This is a genomic window from Turicibacter sp. HGF1 (genome assembly GCF_000191865.1).
Taxonomy (GTDB): domain Bacteria; phylum Bacillota_I; class Bacilli_A; order MOL361; family Turicibacteraceae; genus Turicibacter; species Turicibacter sanguinis.
This window is the reverse complement of sequence record NZ_AEXQ01000028.1, coordinates 1-19104: the sequence shown is the minus strand read 5'-3', so window position 1 is coordinate 19104 and position 19104 is coordinate 1. Positions and strand designations below refer to the sequence as shown.

At 33.2% G+C, this 19104-nt stretch carries 17 protein-coding genes, 1 pseudogene and 1 other annotated feature; all 18 genes and pseudogenes read left to right on the top strand.

Annotation, left to right across the window (positions count from 1 at the left end; genetic code table 11):
* The first annotated feature begins 412 nt into the window (after positions 1-412).
* The 18 genes and pseudogenes from HMPREF9402_RS02870 to HMPREF9402_RS02790 all read left to right on the top strand — a co-directional run bounded on the left by HMPREF9402_RS02870 (position 413) and on the right by HMPREF9402_RS02790 (position 19072).
* Complete coding sequence (locus HMPREF9402_RS02870) at positions 413-1180, top strand: ParA family protein (RefSeq protein ID WP_006785413.1); 768 nt, start codon at positions 413-415, stop codon at positions 1178-1180.
* Complete coding sequence (locus HMPREF9402_RS02865; RefSeq protein WP_009606424.1) at positions 1170-2048, top strand: ParB/RepB/Spo0J family partition protein; 879 nt, start codon at positions 1170-1172, stop codon at positions 2046-2048. The genes HMPREF9402_RS02870 and HMPREF9402_RS02865 overlap by 11 nt, the downstream gene beginning before the upstream one ends.
* An 18-nt stretch (positions 2049-2066) precedes the next feature.
* A complete protein-coding gene (locus HMPREF9402_RS02860; protein WP_006785411.1) occupies positions 2067-2981 on the top strand; it encodes a mechanosensitive ion channel family protein in 915 nt (304 codons plus the stop codon).
* Positions 2974-3183, top strand: coding sequence for a DUF951 domain-containing protein (locus HMPREF9402_RS02855; RefSeq protein ID WP_006785410.1), 210 nt, complete (start codon positions 2974-2976; stop codon positions 3181-3183). The genes HMPREF9402_RS02860 and HMPREF9402_RS02855 overlap by 8 nt, the downstream gene beginning before the upstream one ends.
* 142 nt (positions 3184-3325) lie before the next feature.
* Positions 3326-3544, top strand: a complete 219-nt coding sequence (gene yaaA / locus HMPREF9402_RS02850; protein ID WP_006785409.1) for a S4 domain-containing protein YaaA — start codon at positions 3326-3328, stop codon at positions 3542-3544.
* A gap of 14 nt (positions 3545-3558) precedes the next feature.
* Positions 3559-4692, top strand: coding sequence for a DNA replication/repair protein RecF (recF, locus tag HMPREF9402_RS02845; protein WP_006785408.1), 1134 nt, complete (start codon positions 3559-3561; stop codon positions 4690-4692).
* The gene (gene gyrB / locus HMPREF9402_RS02840) at positions 4661-6580 is read left to right on the top strand and encodes a DNA topoisomerase (ATP-hydrolyzing) subunit B (protein WP_006785407.1); all 1920 of its coding nucleotides are present in this window, start codon (positions 4661-4663) and stop codon (positions 6578-6580) included. The genes recF and gyrB overlap by 32 nt, the downstream gene beginning before the upstream one ends.
* A gap of 31 nt (positions 6581-6611) precedes the next feature.
* Entirely contained in the window at positions 6612-9113 is a 2502-nt protein-coding gene (gyrA, locus tag HMPREF9402_RS02835) for a DNA gyrase subunit A (RefSeq protein WP_006785406.1), read from the top strand.
* Positions 9114-9297: 184 nt separating this feature from the next.
* Positions 9298-9527: a binding site (T-box leader), on the top strand.
* Between the two features lie 96 nt (positions 9528-9623).
* Positions 9624-10898, top strand: coding sequence for a serine--tRNA ligase (gene serS / locus HMPREF9402_RS02830; protein WP_006785405.1), 1275 nt, complete (start codon positions 9624-9626; stop codon positions 10896-10898).
* Between the two features lie 145 nt (positions 10899-11043).
* Entirely contained in the window at positions 11044-12441 is a 1398-nt protein-coding gene (locus tag HMPREF9402_RS02825) for a peptidoglycan DD-metalloendopeptidase family protein (protein WP_009606420.1), read from the top strand.
* 158 nt (positions 12442-12599) lie between these two features.
* Complete coding sequence (locus HMPREF9402_RS02820; protein WP_006785403.1) at positions 12600-13388, top strand: MBL fold metallo-hydrolase; 789 nt, start codon at positions 12600-12602, stop codon at positions 13386-13388.
* A gap of 13 nt (positions 13389-13401) precedes the next feature.
* Positions 13402-13575 (top strand): CxxH/CxxC protein, encoded by a 174-nt coding sequence (locus HMPREF9402_RS14105; protein ID WP_006785402.1) that lies wholly within the window; start codon positions 13402-13404, stop codon positions 13573-13575.
* A 61-nt stretch (positions 13576-13636) separates the two neighbouring features.
* On the top strand, positions 13637-14116 hold the full coding sequence (rlmH, locus tag HMPREF9402_RS02815; RefSeq protein ID WP_006785401.1) for a 23S rRNA (pseudouridine(1915)-N(3))-methyltransferase RlmH: 480 nt from the start codon (positions 13637-13639) through the stop codon (positions 14114-14116).
* A gap of 39 nt (positions 14117-14155) precedes the next feature.
* Entirely contained in the window at positions 14156-14413 is a 258-nt protein-coding gene (locus HMPREF9402_RS02810; RefSeq protein WP_006785400.1) for an Ada metal-binding domain-containing protein, read from the top strand.
* Between the two features lie 39 nt (positions 14414-14452).
* Positions 14453-15568: pseudogene (locus HMPREF9402_RS02805) on the top strand (GNAT family N-acetyltransferase); the annotation flags it as partial.
* Between the two features lie 193 nt (positions 15569-15761).
* A complete protein-coding gene (locus tag HMPREF9402_RS02800) occupies positions 15762-17195 on the top strand; it encodes a potassium/proton antiporter (RefSeq protein ID WP_006785398.1) in 1434 nt (477 codons plus the stop codon).
* Between the two features lie 184 nt (positions 17196-17379).
* Positions 17380-18117, top strand: a complete 738-nt coding sequence (locus tag HMPREF9402_RS02795; protein ID WP_009606423.1) for an SDR family oxidoreductase — start codon at positions 17380-17382, stop codon at positions 18115-18117.
* Between the two features lie 94 nt (positions 18118-18211).
* Complete coding sequence (locus HMPREF9402_RS02790; protein WP_009606422.1) at positions 18212-19072, top strand: GNAT family N-acetyltransferase; 861 nt, start codon at positions 18212-18214, stop codon at positions 19070-19072.
* The last annotated feature ends 32 nt before the right edge of the window (positions 19073-19104 follow it).

The window sequence follows — 19104 nt, the reverse complement described above, 5'->3', positions numbered from 1 at the left end:
TATATATATATATATATATATATATATATATATATATATATATATATATNTNTATNTTTTTTNTTTTTCTATTAATAATTAGGGGAAAAAGTTGTAAGTTTGAGTTTAATAGTAAAAATGGGCTATAAATTTTGAAAAGTTAATACTAAATATCTTTTATTGTAAAGTTAATGATTTTGGGCAAGTTATTTGTAGATTTATTTTGAATGTAGAGTTATTCACAGGTGGACAAATTAGACGCCATTTTTTGATAAAAAATTAGGTATTGTTTATAATAATCCTATATATCTACAAGATAAGATTTTATGTATTATAAAAATCACAAAATACACAATTATCTGCTAAAATTTATTTTTAATATAATATCATTTCATGGTAAAATATTAACAAGTATGACTTTAGGAGGGTTAATATGGGGAAAATTATCGCTATAACGAACCAAAAAGGTGGAGTTGGTAAGACGACATCTAGTATTAACTTATCAGCATCGTTGGCTCACTTGGGACATAAAGTTTTACTTGTCGATATGGATCCCCAAGCTAACGCTTCTACAGGAATTGGGGTTTATAAAGGTGATGCTGAGTTAACTGTGTTTGATTTATTAGTTGATGAGATACCAACAAATCAGGTAATTTTAAAAACAAATGAAGAAAATTTATTTTTAATTCCATCTTCACAGGAATTAGCGGGATTTGAAGCGATGATTGTAATGGAAAAAGAACGTGAGTTTAAATTATTGCCGAAATTAGAGCAGGTAAAAGATTATTTTGATTACATTATCATTGATTGTCCACCTTCACTTGGATTACTAACTATTAATGCGTTATCTGCCGCAGATTCGACATTAATTCCAGTTCAATGTGAATATTATGCATTAGAGGGATTAACGCAGTTATTAAATACAATTCGTATTGTTCAAAGACGTTTAAATCGAAATTTATCAATCGAAGGTGTTTTATTAACGATGCTTGACCGTCGTACTCGTTTAGGACTTGATGTTATTAACGAAGTAAAACTATATTTTAAAGAAAAAGTTTTTAATACGATTATTCCACGTTTGGTTCGTTTAAGTGAAGCACCATCGTTTGGAAAATCAATTATTGCCTATGATGAAAAATCGTCTGCTGCTCAATTTTATGTTGATTTAGCTAAAGAGGTGGTTAAGAACAATGTCGACTAATAGATTAGGAAGAGGTTTAGGTGCCTTATTTCAAGAACATGATATTGAAAGTATTGAATCTTTTGAGCAAGTAAAAGAAGGAGAAGTTGTTCAGCAGTTAGATGTGAAAACACTTCGTCCAAATCCTTATCAACCACGTAAATATTTTGATGAGACTAAGATTAATGAATTAGCTCTTTCGATTAAAGAGCATGGAGTATTTCAGCCGATTATTGTTAAAAAAGACATTAAAGGTTACATCATTATTGCAGGGGAACGTCGTTTTAGGGCTGCACAAAAAGCAAATCTTCAAACGATTCCAGCTATTGTTCGTGAATTTAACGATCATTTAATGATGGAATATGCTTTAATTGAAAACTTACAACGTGAAGATTTAACGGCAATTGAAGAAGCGGAAGCTTATAAAATGTTGATGCAAAAGTTAGATTTAACACAAGAAAGATTAGCTGAACGTATTGGAAAAAGTCGTGCTTATATTGCAAATACGATGCGCTTATTACAATTACCACGTGTTGTTCAAGATGATATTGAAAATAATATAATTTCAGTAGGTCATGGAAAAGTTTTAGCTGGATTAAAAGATGAAGATTTAATCATTAAATTTGCGAATGTTATTAAAGAAAAACAAATTTCAGTTCGTGAATTAGAAGATTTAATTAAAGAGGCGTCAATTAATCAACCGGAAATAGAAAAGAAAGTAACGAAAGTATTAAATCCACATCTAGATTATGTTAAAACGAATCTAGAGTCTTATTTCGGAACGAAAGTTAAAATTAAAGAAAAACAAGGTAAGGGTCAGATTATTATTAACTATAATGATCTTGATAACTTAAATCATTTACTCGAGATAATGGGTATAGAATTATAATAGTAAGGAACGATAGAATTGAATTTATTTTTAACTAATTTAGAGCAAGCAATGTCAACAGCAGATGGTATTGCTAAATTCTTTTCAATGGACAAAATTGAAGAATTTTTAGTTCAATTTGCTTTTGATATTTTTACTGTGATTGCGATTATCATTGTTTTATCAATTGTTCGTCGCATTGGTAAGAATATTATTAAGCGTGCATTCGCTGTTAATATCGATAAATTACAAAAGATGACAGGTGGAACGAATCGTCGTAAAGGGACACTTGAGAGTCTTGTTTTAAATATTTGGCGTTATATGATTAATATTATAGGATTAATTGCCGTTTTAGGTGTATTTGTTCCGATTCAAACATTATTAGTAGGGACAGGAAGTTTTGCAGTTGTCTTTGCATTTGCTGCTAAAAGTATGCTTGACGATATTGCAATGGGATTTTTCATTGTGTTTGAAGATTTATTCTCAGTGGGAGATTTTATTGAAGTTGATGGAGCAACAGGTACAGTTGTTGAGATTGGATTACGTTCTGTTAAGATACGCGTTTTAACAGGAGAAACAGTTATTATTCCAAATGGTAATATTAATAAAGTTATTAATCATTCCATTTCAAATGGGCAAGCAGTTGTTGATATTAGTGTAGCTTATGAAGCGGATTTAAATAAAGCTTTATCTACACTTGAAGAAGTTGCGACGCGTACATTTGATTTATATGATGAGATTATTAAAAGACCAGTAGTACTTGGGGTACAAGAACTTGGGGCATCTGAAGTGGTTATTCGTATGATCGCTGAAGTACAGCCGACGACACAGTGGCATATTCAACGTGAATTACGTAAGATAATCAAACTAACTTTTGATGAAAAAGGGATTGAAATTCCATTCCCACGCATGGTTGTATACCAACATAATGGAGGCAATGCAGTCAATGAATAATATTGTATTTGGACTTAATGATATTGTTGAAATGAAGAAACAACATCCTTGTGGGACAAATCGTTGGCAAGTGATTCGTTTAGGGGCAGATATTAAGATTAAATGTTGCCATTGTGAACGCACTTTGATGATGCCAAGACCTGAATTTAAGAAGAAAATTAAGAAAGTTTTAGTCTCTGCAAGTGAAGCTGTAAATGAATAAAATTGTACTGTAAAAGTTAGGTTTGCAGTAACTAAAAAAAAGCGTTGAAATCACTGATTTCAACGCTTTTTATTTTGGAATGACGTGTTAAAAAAATGTAAAATATGCTATAATATATATAGAAAGAAAAAGGTGATTAAACATGCAAACTGAAGTATTTATTACGAGCGAGTACATTACTCTAGGACAGTTTTTGAAGTTTGAAAACATCATTGAAAGTGGAGGAAATGTAAAGTTCTTCTTAGAAGAAATTCCAGTCTATATTAACAATGAACGTGATAATCGTCGTGGACGAAAACTTTATCCAGGTGACGTGATTGTAATTGATGAAGTTGGCGAATTTGTCATTGTCGCTGAGTAGATAGGAAGATTCTTTTGTTTATTAAAAAACTAGTTGTGAAACAATTTAGAAATTATGAGAATGCTTGTGTAGAGTTTAAGAAGAACATCAATATTATTATTGGAAATAATGCACAGGGGAAAACGAGTTTGATTGAGTCGATGTATGTTCTCTCCACGACGAAATCCCATCGAACGAGTAAAGATTCTCAGCTTATTTTATTTGGTACCGATTTTGCCCGTATTGAGGCCGATATTAAACGCGAACAAGATGACTTTTCTTTATCCCTAGTCCTTTCTAAAAAGGGCAAAAAAGCTAGCTACAATGGTATTGTTCAAAAGAAATTGAGCGACTATGTAGGTAAGTTAATTGTTGTTATGTTTGCTCCCGAAGATTTATCTTTAGTAAAAGGTGGCCCTCAATATCGAAGACGATTCATGGATATGGAGATTGGACAGTTATCGCCATCATATCTTTTTCATTTAGGACAATATTCAAAGCTTTTAAAACAACGTAATGAGTTGTTAAAACAGCTTCGTATAAATCGCCAGAATGAGTTGTTACTGGATGTTATAACTGAGCAGTTGGTTCCACATGCTGTTTATGTTTTGAATAAACGCATTGAGTTTTTAAAGCAATTGGAATCATTTTGCAAAGATGTTCATGGAGAAATTTCAAAACAAAAAGAAGAGATTCAATTAGACTACATCAATTCGTTTAAAAATATAGAATTGGATGAAGAATCTATTTTACAAAAGTATAGAGAGTTATATGATCAGGATATTCAGCTAGGATCAACTAATTTAGGACCTCACCGCGATGATTTTAGTGTTTCAATTAACGGGATTAATACCCATCAATTTGGATCACAGGGGCAGCAACGTACTGCATCATTGTCGATGAAACTTGCCGAGATTGAGTTGATTTATTCAGTTTTACATGAGTATCCCATTTTATTGTTAGATGATGTTTTAAGTGAGTTAGATGATACTCGTCAAACTCAATTGCTTAATACAATTAAAAACAAGGTTCAAACTTTTATTACAACGACGAATATTGATGGTATCGACGATGAAGTAATAGAATTAGCAGATATATTTACGATTAATAATGCTGAGATTAGGATAGGTGATAAGTATGACTCAAGAAACGACAACACAGCAGTATGATGCTAGTAATATTCAAGTCTTAGAAGGGCTTGAAGCCGTTCGAAAACGCCCTGGGATGTATATCGGTTCAACAAGTGGACGCGGATTACATCATTTAGTGTGGGAGATTGTGGATAACTCTATCGATGAGGCCTTAGCAGGATATTGTACAGAAATCAATGTAGCTATCACAGAAAATAACGAAATTATCGTAAAAGATAATGGTCGTGGGATTCCAGTCGATGTTCATAAGCAAACAGGTAAATCAACAGTTGAAACAGTTTATACTGTGTTACACGCCGGTGGTAAATTTGGTGGTGGCGGTTATAAGGTATCAGGGGGGCTACATGGTGTAGGTGCTTCTGTTGTTAATGCCTTATCAGAATATTTAGAAGTTACAGTTAGCCGCAATGGGAAAAAGTATTTCCAATCATTTGAAAAAGGAACTCCAATGAATGAATTACATGTGATTGGAGAATCGGATACAACTGGAACTGAAGTTAAATTTAAACCAGATCCAGAAATTTTTACTGAAACAACGGTTTATGATTATGATATTTTAAGAAATCGTATTCGTGAATTAGCATTTTTAAATAAAGGGTTAAAAATTACATTAGAAGATTTACGTTCTGAAAAACCACAACGACATGAGTTCCATTTTGAAGGTGGAATTAGTGAGTATGTAAGCTTCTTAAATAAAAATAAAGAAGTTATTCATGAAGATGTTATTTATGTTGAAGGAGAACGTGACGGAATTAGTGTTGAAATTGCTATGCAGTATAACACTGGTGTTGCAGGAAATATTTATTCATTTGCTAATAATATTAATACTCATGAAGGTGGAACACATGAAGCTGGGTTCCGTGCTGCATTAACGCGTATTATTAATAGTTATGCTAAAAAGGCAAACTTATTAAAAGGTGATGATGCTTTAATCGGTGAGGATATCCGAGAAGGATTAACTGCGATTATTTCAGCAAAACATCCAGATCCACAGTTCGAAGGGCAAACGAAAACGAAGCTTGGTAATAGTGAAGTTCGTCGTATTGCTGATAATGTGTTCTCTGAAGGATTTGAACGTTTCTTAATGGAAAATCCACAGGCTGCAAAATTAATTTTAGATAAGTCTTTAATGGCAGCACGTGCTCGTATGGCAGCAAAACGTGCTCGTGAGATGGTTCGTCGTAAATCACCACTTGAGTCTTTAGGGTTCAAGAGTAAGTTAGCCGATTGCCAATCACGTGATGCTAATATTTCTGAGTTATTCATTGTCGAAGGGGACTCTGCCGGAGGATCTGCTAAACAAGGTCGAGATAATAAATTCCAGGCAATTTTACCTCTACGCGGGAAAGTTTTAAACGTTGAAAAAGCACGTATTGATAAAGTTTATGCAAATAATGAGATTAAAAGTATGATTCATGCGATTGGAACGGGTGTTGGAGATGAATTTGATATCGAGAAAGCTCGTTATCATAAAGTTGTTATCATGACCGATGCCGATGTCGATGGAGCTCATATTCGTACGTTATTATTAACGTTCTTCTATCGTTATATGAGACCATTAATCGAGAATGGATATGTTTATATTGCACAACCTCCTCTATTCAAAATCTCTCAAGGAAAACGAATTGAGTATGCTTATTCACAAGAAGAATTAGAAGCTGTTATGGAAACATTATCAGCAACACCTCGTCCTAATGTTCAACGTTACAAAGGGCTTGGAGAAATGAATGCTGAACAATTATGGGAAACAACAATGGATCCTGAAGTACGTACGTTATTACAAGTTACTCTTGATGATGCTGTTGAAGCCGATGAAATTTTTGATATGTTAATGGGTGATCGTGTAGAGCCACGTCGAGAATTTATAGATGCTAATGCTAAGTACGTAACAAATCTTGATTTCTAATTTGAAGCAACATCTATAAGGAGGAACGAAAATGTCTGGATATGATCAAGTTAAACCACATAACATAGCAAAAGAAATGAAAACTTCATTCATTGATTATGCAATGAGTGTTATTGTATCGCGTGCTTTACCGGATGTTCGTGACGGTTTAAAACCTGTACATCGTCGTATATTATATTCGATGAATGATTTAGGAATGCACAGTGATAAACCATATAAAAAGTCTGCCCGTATCGTCGGGGACGTAATTGCCAAGTACCATCCTCATGGGGACTCGTCTGTTTATGATGCCATGGTACGTATGGCACAAGATTTTAGTTATCGTTATCCTTTAGTTGACGGTCACGGAAACTTTGGTTCTATCGATGGTGACGGAGCAGCCGCAATGCGTTATACAGAAGCAAGAATGTCAAAACTTGCGATGGAAATGATGCGTGATATTAATAAAAATACGATTGATTTCCAACCTAACTTTGATGGTGAAGAACATGAGCCAGTTGTTCTACCAGCACGTTTTCCAAGTTTATTAGTTAATGGTACAACTGGGATTGCAGTAGGTATGGCTACCAATATTCCTCCACATAACTTAACAGAGGTGATTAACGCCTGTTTAGCTTATATGGAGAATCCAGAAATCGATGTTTTAGGATTAATGGAACATATTAAAGGGCCGGATTTACCAACAGGGGCTTTAATTTTAGGGACTAAAGGTATCCGTAACGCTTATGAAACTGGTAATGGTTCAATTATGATGCGTTCAAAATGTGAAATTATCGAAGGTCATGGTGGGAAATATTCAATTTTAGTAACTGAAATTCCTTACCAAGTTAACCGTGAACGTTTAATTGAAAAAATTGCTGAGTTAGTTAAGGAGAAACGTTTAGATGGAATTACAGATTTACGTAATGAGTCTAACCGTGAAGGAACTCGAATTGTTATTGAATTGCGTAAGGATGTTAATCCACAGGTTATGTTAAATAACTTATTCAAATTAACTCAATTACAAGTTTCTTACGGAATTAATATGTTAGCTCTTCAAGATGGGCAACCTAAAGTATTAAACTTAAAAGAGATTATTGCAGCGTATATCAAACATCAGGTAGAAGTTATTGTACGCCGTACGCAATTTGATTTAAATAAAGCAGAAGATCGTGCTCATATTTTAGAAGGATTCCGTATTGCGCTTGATCATATTGATCGTATTATTGCAATTATTCGTGGTTCTTCAAATGATGAGGAAGCATTAAATAACTTAATTTCAGAATTCTCATTCTCTGAACGTCAAGGTAAAGCAATTCTTGAGATGCGTTTACGTCGTTTAACAGGTTTAGAACGTGACAAAATTGAGGATGAATATCAAAATTTAGTGACTTTAATTGCTGATTTAAAAGATATTTTAGCTAATGAGTATCGTGTACATGGTATTATCCGCGATGAGTTAACAGAAGTAATGATTAAGCATGGTGATGATCGTCGTACTGAGATTGTTCGTGGTTCTGATTTTGATATTGAGGATGAAGATTTAATTCCAGAAGAACAAGTCATTATCACATTAACGAATAATGGATATATTAAACGCCAACCTATCTCAACATATCGTTCTCAAAACCGTGGAGGACGTGGTGTCCAAGGTATGGGAACTCATGATGATGATTATGTAAAAGAGTTGCTATCAACTTCTACGCATGATTATTTATTATTCTTCACGAATAAAGGTAAGGTATATCAGAAGAAAGCTTATACTATTCCAGAATATGGTAGAACAGCTAAAGGATTACCGATTGTCAATATTATTGAAATTGCACAAGATGAGGAAATTAGTGCGATTATTCCAGTTAAAGAGTTCAATGAGAATGAGTTCTTATTCTTTGCAACTCGTACCGGAGTCGTTAAACGTACAACGTTATCAGCATTTGGTAATATTAGAACAAATGGTTTAATTGCTTTATCATTGCGTGAAGATGATGAGTTAATTGGAGTCAGAAAAACAACTGGTTCAAATGATATTGTTATCGCATCAAGTGGTGGTAAATTAGTATGGTTTGAGGAAGATCAAGTTCGTTCAATGGGACGTACAGCTGCCGGAGTTCGAGGAATTAACCTTGAAGAGGGAGAAGTTGCAGTTGGAATGGAAATCGTAACTGAGGATCAAGAAATTTTAATTGTTTCTGAAAAAGGATTTGGAAAACGTACTCCAATTAGTGAATATCGTAAAACTAGCCGTGGTGGAAAAGGTGTTAAAACAATTAATATTACAGATAAAAATGGTTCATTAGTTGCAATGAAAACTGTAACAGGTGAAGAAGATTTATTAATTGTAACGAATAAAGGTATTATTATTCGTACACCGATTAGCCAAATTTCACAAACAGGACGTGCAACACAAGGGGTAACGTTAATTCGATTAACTGATGATCAATTTGTATCAAGTGTGGCACTTGTTGAACATGAAGAAGAGCATACAGAGGAATTAGCAACTGAAAAGGTTGAAAATACCGAAGCTTCAGAAATTTTATTAGAAGAAAAAGAATAAACAATAGGTCTTATGCGCATATAATTAAATTTAATGAGACATAATAATATAAACTAATGTACATATGTGATGTCAGAATTCATATCAATAGATAAACCTATAGAAGCAGTATTAAATGTAAAAAACTACTGCTTCTGATATAATATTGACAAAAAAAATGTATAGTGTTATATTACAAGTAAATAATAAAGCATTGATTAGGATTAGTAATTTTCTTTCTATAGCATAGAGAGTCAGTGGTTGGTGTAAACTGATGTATAGGAGATTAAGAATCAACCTAGGAGCGGAATGAAGAAAGTCATTGATGAGTATTTATTCACGGTATAACCGTTATCTTTGTAAGGGGTCTCTAAATTGTTCCACGTGGAACAAGAGGCAACTAGGGTGGCAACGCGGGTTAATCTCGTCCCTAATTCAGGGACGAGATTTTTTTATTTTCTTTTAAATCTTTGAACTGAAAGGGGATGTTGATGATTGAATTGATGCTAAATCATATTAGGAGGAATTGACATGTTAGATTTAAAATTAGTACGTGAAGATTTACAAGGTACAATTAAACGTCTCGAAACACGTGGTGGTGATTTTAGCTATTTAAATAAAATTGCTGAATTAGATGAAAAACGTAAAGAAATCATCTTAGAAGTTGAACAATTAAAGTCTAAACGTAATGAAACTTCAAAATTAATTGGTCAATATAAACGTGAAAAAAAGGATGTAACTGAATTATTAAGCCAAATGGATGGTGTTGGTGAGACAGTTAAACAATTAGATGAGCAATTACGTGTGATTGATGAAGAAATTAAAAATATTTTATTAGGAACTCCAAATGTTCCATGTGGAACAATAGCTGTAGGTAAGGATGAAAATGATAATGTTGAAATCCGTAAATATGGAGAACCAACTAAATTTGATTTTGAACCAAAAGCTCACTGGGATTTAGTAACTGACTTAGATATCATTGATTTTGAACGTGCAGGAAAAATCACTGGTAGCCGTTTTGCAGTTTATAAAGGATTAGGAGCTCGTTTAGAGCGTGCTTTAATTAGCTTTATGTTAGATTTACATACTGGTGATCATGGATATACTGAAATTCTACCTCCAGTTATTGTTAATCGCGCAAGTATGACTGGAACAGGGCAATTACCAAAGTTCGAAGATGATGCATTTAAATTAGTAGATAGTGATTATTTCTTAATTCCAACTGCTGAAGTACCAGTTACTAACTTACATCGTGATGAAATTTTAAGTGCTGATCAATTACCAATTAAATATACAGCTTATAGCCCATGTTTCCGTGCTGAGGCAGGTTCTGCTGGACGTGATACTCGTGGTATTATCCGTCAACATCAATTCAATAAAGTTGAATTAGTGAAATTCGTTAAACCTGAAGATTCTTATCAAGAATTAGAAAGTTTAACTGCTAATGCTGAAAAAGTATTACAGTTATTAGGGTTACCTTACCGTGTTATCGAATTATGTACTGGAGATATCGGATTCTCTGCTGCTAAGACATATGATATCGAAGTATGGTTACCATCTTATAATGCATATAAAGAGATTTCTTCTTGTTCTAACTTTGAAGATTTCCAAGCACGTCGCGCAAATATTAAATTCCGTCGTGATGCTAAAGCTAAACCTGAGTTCGTTCATACGTTAAATGGTTCTGGTCTTGCTATTGGACGTACTGTTGCAGCAATTATTGAAAATTACCAACAAGCTGATGGAACAATTGTGATTCCAGAAGTTTTACGCCCATATATGCGTAATGCAGAAGTAATTAAATAATTTGTATCTTAGTCAGAGGAGTACTGTATAGTACTCCTTTTTAATTTGTATAAACGCATTATTAGACATGAAAGTGTTTTGACAGTGAGATTAGATTAAAGTAAAATATTAGTATAATATACCAACTGAAGATGAGAGTGATAAGATGAAAAAACGGGGAATGAGTATTATTCTTATCATATTGTGCTTTATACCACTGATATCTGCATATGCGGGGGATATAAGCCAGATTATTTATCGGGTTTATGTTAATGATCAGATGATAGGTGTTTTAAGTGATATTGCAATATATGAAGAATATGAGGAAAAGAAGATTGAATCTTATCTAAATCACTATAAATTAGAGGATTTAATTATTCCTGATAATGTTCGAATTGAACAAGAGGTAACATATATTCCGCATATTCCGAAAGATGAGGAAGTCATCAATTATATTGATGAAAATGTTAAGTTTAAAACAAAAGGATATTATGTTAAAGTTGGTTCAGCTAATATGTGCGTAAAGGATGTTACTGAAGTTGAAAAAGAGATTGAATCATTATTTCAGTTATATATTTCTGAATCTGATTTAAAGCGTGTAAAGGATACAAATTTAAAGATTGAACCTCTGATGACTGAAGGAGAACAGGTTATTGGAATTAAATTTAGTCCAAGTGTTGAGTATTCTAGTTCTATTTGTAATATTGATGATTTAGTTACTAAACAGGAGATTGGAAATCTGATTTTAACTGGTGAAAAAGATCCTGTTAAAGTAGGTATTTTAGAAAATGATAGTACAATTGAAACTTTGGCATCATTAAATGATTTGAAATATAATGATTTCAAATTATTAAATTATCGTGTTTTAAGTAACCAGGCGATACCTTATGTTGGGCAAAAATTTAATGTTACGCCGATGATGCAATCCGTCCAAATTCAGGTTGAAAAAGAAGTTGTAAAGCAAGAAGTGATTGAGTATATAACTGAGACGATAGAGGATCCAAATCTTCCTGTGGGGGAAACATATACAGAGCAGGAAGGGTATAATGGTATTAAGCTGACATCTTACAAGGAGTCCTATATTAATGGAGAACAGGTTTCTCAAGAAAAGTTGAGTGAAAAAGTACTAAATGAGGCTCAAAATCGTATTGTTGTAAAGGGAACGAAGGAAATTCCGAGTCGTGGGACAAAGGATTGGAAATGGCCAACATCACGATATACGATTAGCTGTGCTTATTTATGCTATAGTGGTCATTATGCTTTAGATATTTCGGCTTATGTGGGACAGCCTGTTTATGCAGCTGATAATGGGGTTATCGTTCAAGCTGGCTGGAACGGGGCTTATGGATATAGTATTTTGATTAATCATAACAATGGATATTATACTCGCTATGCTCATTTAAGTAAGGTTGATGTATCTGTTGGACAAGTTGTGGCAGGAGGGCAATTAATTGGAAAGGCTGGTAATACGGGGAATAGTACAGGTCCTCATCTTCATTTTGAGATACGGACCAATACTGGATCCCAACCGAGTTATGCACCTAATCCAATGAGTTTTTATTAAAAAAAGTAGGTAGGCTTTCAATAGCCTACTTACTTTTTTTATTTTTGAGTGCTTCTATGTGTTACCACTGGATTAGAAGTTATAAATCATGTTAAAATGAATAATCAGATAAATATCAAGGTTAAGATATAGGTTTCTTTAGAGAAAAAGGTGATATGATGAGAATATGTGTATTATCGAGCGGAAGTGTCGGAAATGCGACGATTATTGAAACAGAAAATACAGCAATATTAATAGATAATGGTTTATCATTAAAAAAATTACAAGAATTGATTAAAAAAAGTGGATTTGACGAGAATAAAATTAAGCATATCTTTATTACACATGAGCATGGGGATCATATTAAAGGTGTTGGTGTTTGTACACGTAAATGGAAGTTAAATGTTTGTGCAACAGCTAAAACAATTGATGAGATGCATCGCAAGGCGATTATTAAGCCAGGTGTTGAGAAAACGACGATTTTAGAGAAGAATGAATGGGCTGAATTTGATGATTTAATGATTATGCCATTTAGAACATCTCACGATGCTGTTGATCCTGTTGGATATATGATTAAAAAGGATGAAAAAGTACTAGTTTATATTACTGATACAGGGTATATTACAGGTGATATTTTAAAGACTTTACATAATGCAGATGCTTATATTATGGAAACGAATCATAATGTGGAGATGTTACAGATGTGTAATCGTCCGTGGTCGTTAAAGCAACGTATTTTGGATGATTGTGGCCATTTATCGAATGAAGATTCTGCTTATGCTTTAAGTCAGTTAATCGGAGATAAAACAAGACATATTTATTTAGCACATTTAAGTCAGGATGCAAATTTACCAGATTTGGCAGAAATGACGGTACGCCATATTTTAAAAGAAGAAAATGTTGATATGAATAAATTAAATTTACATATGACTTATCCGATGAATCCATCAAAGGTGATTAAATTATAAGGAGGAATAATAAATGTATACTTGTTTAGAGCATGTTGAAGAAGCAATGGATCGTTATTTAGATGAATACGGTAAATTACCTATTTTAGTGGAAGTTGAGTTACCTGAAAAATGTCAGTTTTGTAATCATTCAGCGGTTTATAAAATTATCGAAGGAATGATGGCTGATGAGGAAGATTTCGAATAGGATTTAACGTATAAAATTCCCTGTTAATCAGGGAATTTCTTTATGAATTGGAGGATATGATATGAACATCACGATTATTTCAGTCGGAAAGATTAAGGAAAAGTATATTAAACTTGGAATTGATGAGTTTTCTAAACGTTTATCACGTTATTGTAAATTAACGATGATTGAGGTTCCAGATGAGAAAACACCTGATAATGCATCAGAGCGCGAGATGGAATTGATTAAGGATAAGGAAGGAAAGCAAATTCTTTCTAAGATTAAAGATAATATGTATGTAATTGCGATGGATTTACAAGGAGAAATGAAGACTTCTGAGCAATTTGCGAAACAGTTAAGTAATTTAGCTCTAAGTGGTGATAGCAATGTGGCGTTTATTATCGGAGGATCTCTTGGATTATCAGATGATGTTAAAAAACGTGCCAATTACAAACTTTGTTTTTCAAAAATGACTTTCCCACATCAGTTATTTAAATTAATTTTACTTGAGCAAATTTATCGCACGTACCGTATTAATAATAATGAACCGTATCACAAGTAGGTATGTATATGTTCACATATATAAAGGGGCGTAAATGCAATGGAAAAGATATATCGATTAGTAGATTCTAGCGGAAAAGAATATGAAAGTAAGGTGCCGGGAAACTTTGGTGGTCATAAAAGATTGAAAATATATGGTCGATTAGATTGTAAATCTGCAGCTAGATATATTGAAAAAGGACAGTATGTACAGCATAGAGTATTTTTTGCAAATGAGGAGATTGCCATCAAGGCTGGTTATAGACCGTGTGCGAAGTGTATGCCGGAAGAATATAAGGAGTGGAAAAATAGAAAATAGGGGGTAAATATGAAGGTTTAATTTTTAAAGGCAGCAGAAGCTGATTTTGATGAGGTAGTTGATTTTGCAAACTATGTATTTAGTCATGATGGAGGCAAGACTGATTTTCCAAGTTTGTTACCTAAGTTATATAAGAAAGATTATCAGATGATGGAATATCACTATCTTGTAAAGGAAAATGGAAAGATAAAGGCTTTAGTAGGGGCATTTCCGATGGAGCTTAGTGTTTTAGGTCAGACGTTAAAGGTTTTTGGTATCGGTACGGTGTCTGTTCATCCTTATTCACGAGGATGTGGGTATATGAAGCAGTTAATGAATATGGCGTTAGGAGATATGAAAGAACAAGGATTCCATTTGAGTTGTTTAGGGGGAAAAAGACAACGTTATGAACATTTTGGATATACGCCTTGTGGGCAAAAACTTTCTTTTACGTTAAATAATGAAAATATTAAATATAGACTAAATCATTATGTTAATGAAAATCTTATTTTTAAGGGAGTAACTGATGATATAGAACAGGCCTACGAGCTTTATAATAAAGCACAGTTTAAGGTTACTCGAGAAAAATCAGTTTTTTTAGATTGGTTAAGGTCTTGGGATTTTAATGTTTATTTTGTTTATGAGTGTAATCATTTTATTGGTTATGTTGTTGTGAACAAAGAAAATACTTATATTAGTGAGTTAGTTGTTAAGAATGATGAGGATTATATTCGTGTTTTAGCAACTTATATTCATAACAATAAGGCGGATTTCGTGAATTTTGAGTTGCCTGTTTGGGAGAAACAAAAGATAAAACAGTTAACTCAGGTTGCAGAAGATGTCACGCTCCATCACGCTTATCAGTTTAATGTGTTGAATTATGAAGAGATTATTGCACAGTTGTTACATTTTAAAGCCAGTTATGCTGATTTGATCGATGGGGTGTTAAGTTTTGAAGTTTTAGATTACGGTATGTTTGTCATTTCGGTAGAAAATGGAGAGGTAACGGTTAGTAAGTTTGAGGGAGAGTGTGATGTGTTGCTTAGCCATATTGAGGCGATGCAGCTATTCTTTTCACCTTTTGGACAGCATTTGGTCGATGATGAGTTATTCAATCATTTGATCCATTCCTGGTTCCCAGCACCTTTATTTATGCCGACGCAAGATAAGGTTTAAAAATATAGTTTTCGTTATCATAAATTTTCTAGGAAAAAAATAAATATATAATGAGACTAGATTCAGATTTTGAGTCTAGTTTTTTGATTATAAATGGATAAATAAAGATTAAGTAGAAAATTTATCCTTTAATGTTGTAAAATTAAATTGATAGGATTATCGGAATCTAATGATTTAATATAGGGGGGAATTTATGACTGAATTAATGATAATTAGTGGGATTGTATTAATTATCTGTATCACTTCGAGTAAAGTATTGTATAAGTTTGGGGTGCCGATGCTACTTATATTTATGGTACTCGGGATGCTATTTGGATCAGATGGACCTGTTGGAATTTATTTTGATGATTATGAATTAACGAGTCAGTTATGTTCTTTGGCATTAGTTTTTATTATGTTTTATGGAGGATTCGGAACCAAGTGGAAGATGGCTAAACCGGTAGCTGTCCCATCTATCATGATGTCTACACTCGGAGTCATGATGACTGCGGGGTTGACCGGTTTGTTTTGTCATTTTGTTATAAAAACAACGTTATTAGAAGGCTTATTAATTGGTGCTGTGGTTTCTTCTACTGACGCGGCATCGGTCTTTGCTGTATTGAGGGCGCAACGTTTAAATTTAAAGGGATCTTTAGCCTCACTTTTAGAAATTGAAAGTGGAAGTAATGACCCAATAGCGTACATGATGACAGTTTTGATTCTTACGATGATGAAAAGTTCTAGTAGCCTTACCATTGGAACGGTATTAGGTAGTGTTTTAACACAAGTTTTAATAGGTGGAATTATCGGAGTTATTAGTGCGAAGGGAACGGTTTATCTATTACGACGATCGAAGTTTGAGATAGAAGGTTTTTATACCATTTTTGTTACAGCAATCGCCATTCTTTCGTATGCATTAAGTGAGTATCTAGGTGGAAATGGATATTTAAGCGTCTATATAGCCGGAATAATTATTGGGAATAGTGTTATTCCTCGTAAGAAAAGTATGTTTCACTTTTTTGATGGAATCTCTTGGATTATGCAAATTGCATTATTTTTTATGTTAGGTTTATTGTCTTTTCCATCTAAATTACCGTATGTGAGTGGGAAGGCAGTTGCTATTTCGTTGTTTATGATATTAGTTGCTCGTCCATTAGCCACGTTTACCATTCTTAGCCCTTTTAAATTTACAATGAAGGAAAAGTTGTTTATCTCGTGGGTAGGATTAAGGGGGGCAGCATCGGTTGTCTTTGCGATTATTGCTATAACTTTTGGAGTTATGATAGAAAATGATATCTTCCATATTATCTTTTTCATTGCTTTATTTTCTGTTTCGATTCAAGGAACACTTATCCCTAAAGTGGCTACTTTGCTAGGATTAGTTGAAACGGAAGATGAACACCAAGTATTGAAGACTTTCACAGATTATACAGGAGACATTAATACAGATTTATTAGAGGTTACAATCAAAAAAGACAGTCCGTGGCTGAATAAAACAATTATGGATGCAAATATTCCGGAAGAAATCTTGATTGTAATGATAAAGCGTGGAGATAAAATATTAGTTCCAAAAGGTGCGACTGTGTTAGAAGAAGGCGATATTTTAGTTTTAAGTGGAAATGGAATCAAAAGTTTATTAGAAGGTTAATTATGATTACATCAAACAGTCTTATTCATTGAGTTAAATGTTTAAGACTGTTTTTATATTGAGATAGAGTTGATGAATGATGATTTTTAGTTATAGGCCTCATTATCTTATTAAGGAAAGTGTTATTAATGAGTGTAATATGAGGTAAAGTATAATGAGATATAGAAATTAGGAGGTTATGGTTATGGCTAGAGGCGTTTTAGTAACGGGTGGCGCTCATGGTATTGGAAAGCAGATTTGTTTGGATTTTTTATCATTAGGTGATTTTGTTTGTTTTATAGATATTGATGAGGAAAAATCATGTGAATTTGAAAAAAGTCATCCAAATTTATTTTATTTTTATGGTGATGTGGCAAATTCAGCAACTTTGAGGGAGTTCGTAGAGTTTGCAATAAAGAAATTAGGTCGAATAGATGTGTTAGTTAATAATGCCTGTCGTGGAAATAATGGAATTTTATCTGATTTAGATTATGACGGCTTTGATTATGTGTTAGCAGTGGGGTTAAAGGCCCCTTATGAACTAAGTCGTTTGTGTAAGGAAGAGCTTAAAAAGAATCGAGGTCATATTATTAATATTGCTTCTTCAAGAGCCTTTCAATCGGAGCCGGATACAGAGGCCTATGCCAGTGCAAAAGGAGGAATTGTGGCGTTAACTCACGCTTTAGCTATTTCTTTAGGACCAGATGTATTAGTAAATTGTATTGCCCCTGGTTGGATTAATGTGATGGATGAAGTGACGTATAGTAAAACGGATGAGATGGCCATTCCAGCAGGAAAAGTTGGCAACCCAAAAGATATTTCGAGTATGGTAATCTATTTAACTAATCAGACATTTATGACAGGAGAAACGATTACGATTGATGGAGGAATGAATAAGCGAATGATTTATCATGGAGATTGGAATTGGCAATATAATAGTTAAAAGAAGACATTAATGCTCATTCTTTATTAAGATTTAATTTTTAGGTAGCGGTACAAAGAGATTGGAATTAAGATGATGATAGGAGGGGATGGTTATGCAATATAAATTAGTGGAAAATTATAAAGATGATGAAAAACTCGTTAAAAGTTTTAATGAGTTAACCGAGAAAACCTTTGGATTTAATTTTATAGAATGGCAAAATAATGGTTTTTGGACAGAAAAATATATACCTTATTCCTTAGTTAACAATAATCAGATAATCGCAAATGTTTCGGTTAATTTAATGGATTTTATGCTTGATGGTGTCAAAAAGCACTACATTCAGCTGGGAACGGTTATGACGGATGAAAATTATCGTAGACAGGGTCTTTGCCGTTATCTGATGGAGCATGTGATTAAGGAATATCAGCACAAAGTAGATGGCATCTATTTGTTTGGAAATGATAGTGTCATTCATTTTTACCCGAAATTTTGTTTTGTTGAAAGTAAAGAATATCAATATATAAAAAGTATTTGTTCAACCTCTAGTCAAGAAGTTGAACAAATCGATATGTCAATTCAATCAAATCGTGATTGTTTTTTAAATATTGTAAAAAATAGTACGATTAATGAACGTTTTACAACAGATAATTGGGGATTGATTGCTTTTTATTTGTTATTTGGGCAACCTGTCTATTATTTGGCAAAAGAAGAGGCATATATTCTTGCAAATGTTGAAAAAGAAAAACTTTTTATTCATCAAATAGTTACTAAGCATGAAGTTAATTTAGAGTCTATCATTCATGCTTTTGGAAGTGAAATTCAAGAAGTTAGACTTGGATTTACGCCTGTTAAATCTTCAGGATATGAAGTTAAAGAAGTTGAGGAAGATGACTGTACCTTGTTTATTTTAGGTAAAGATTTAAAAGAGATAGAAAAGAAAAAGCTTATGTTTCCAACGTTATCACATGCTTAAATGATAAAAAAATCTCGTAGAATGAGGATCTA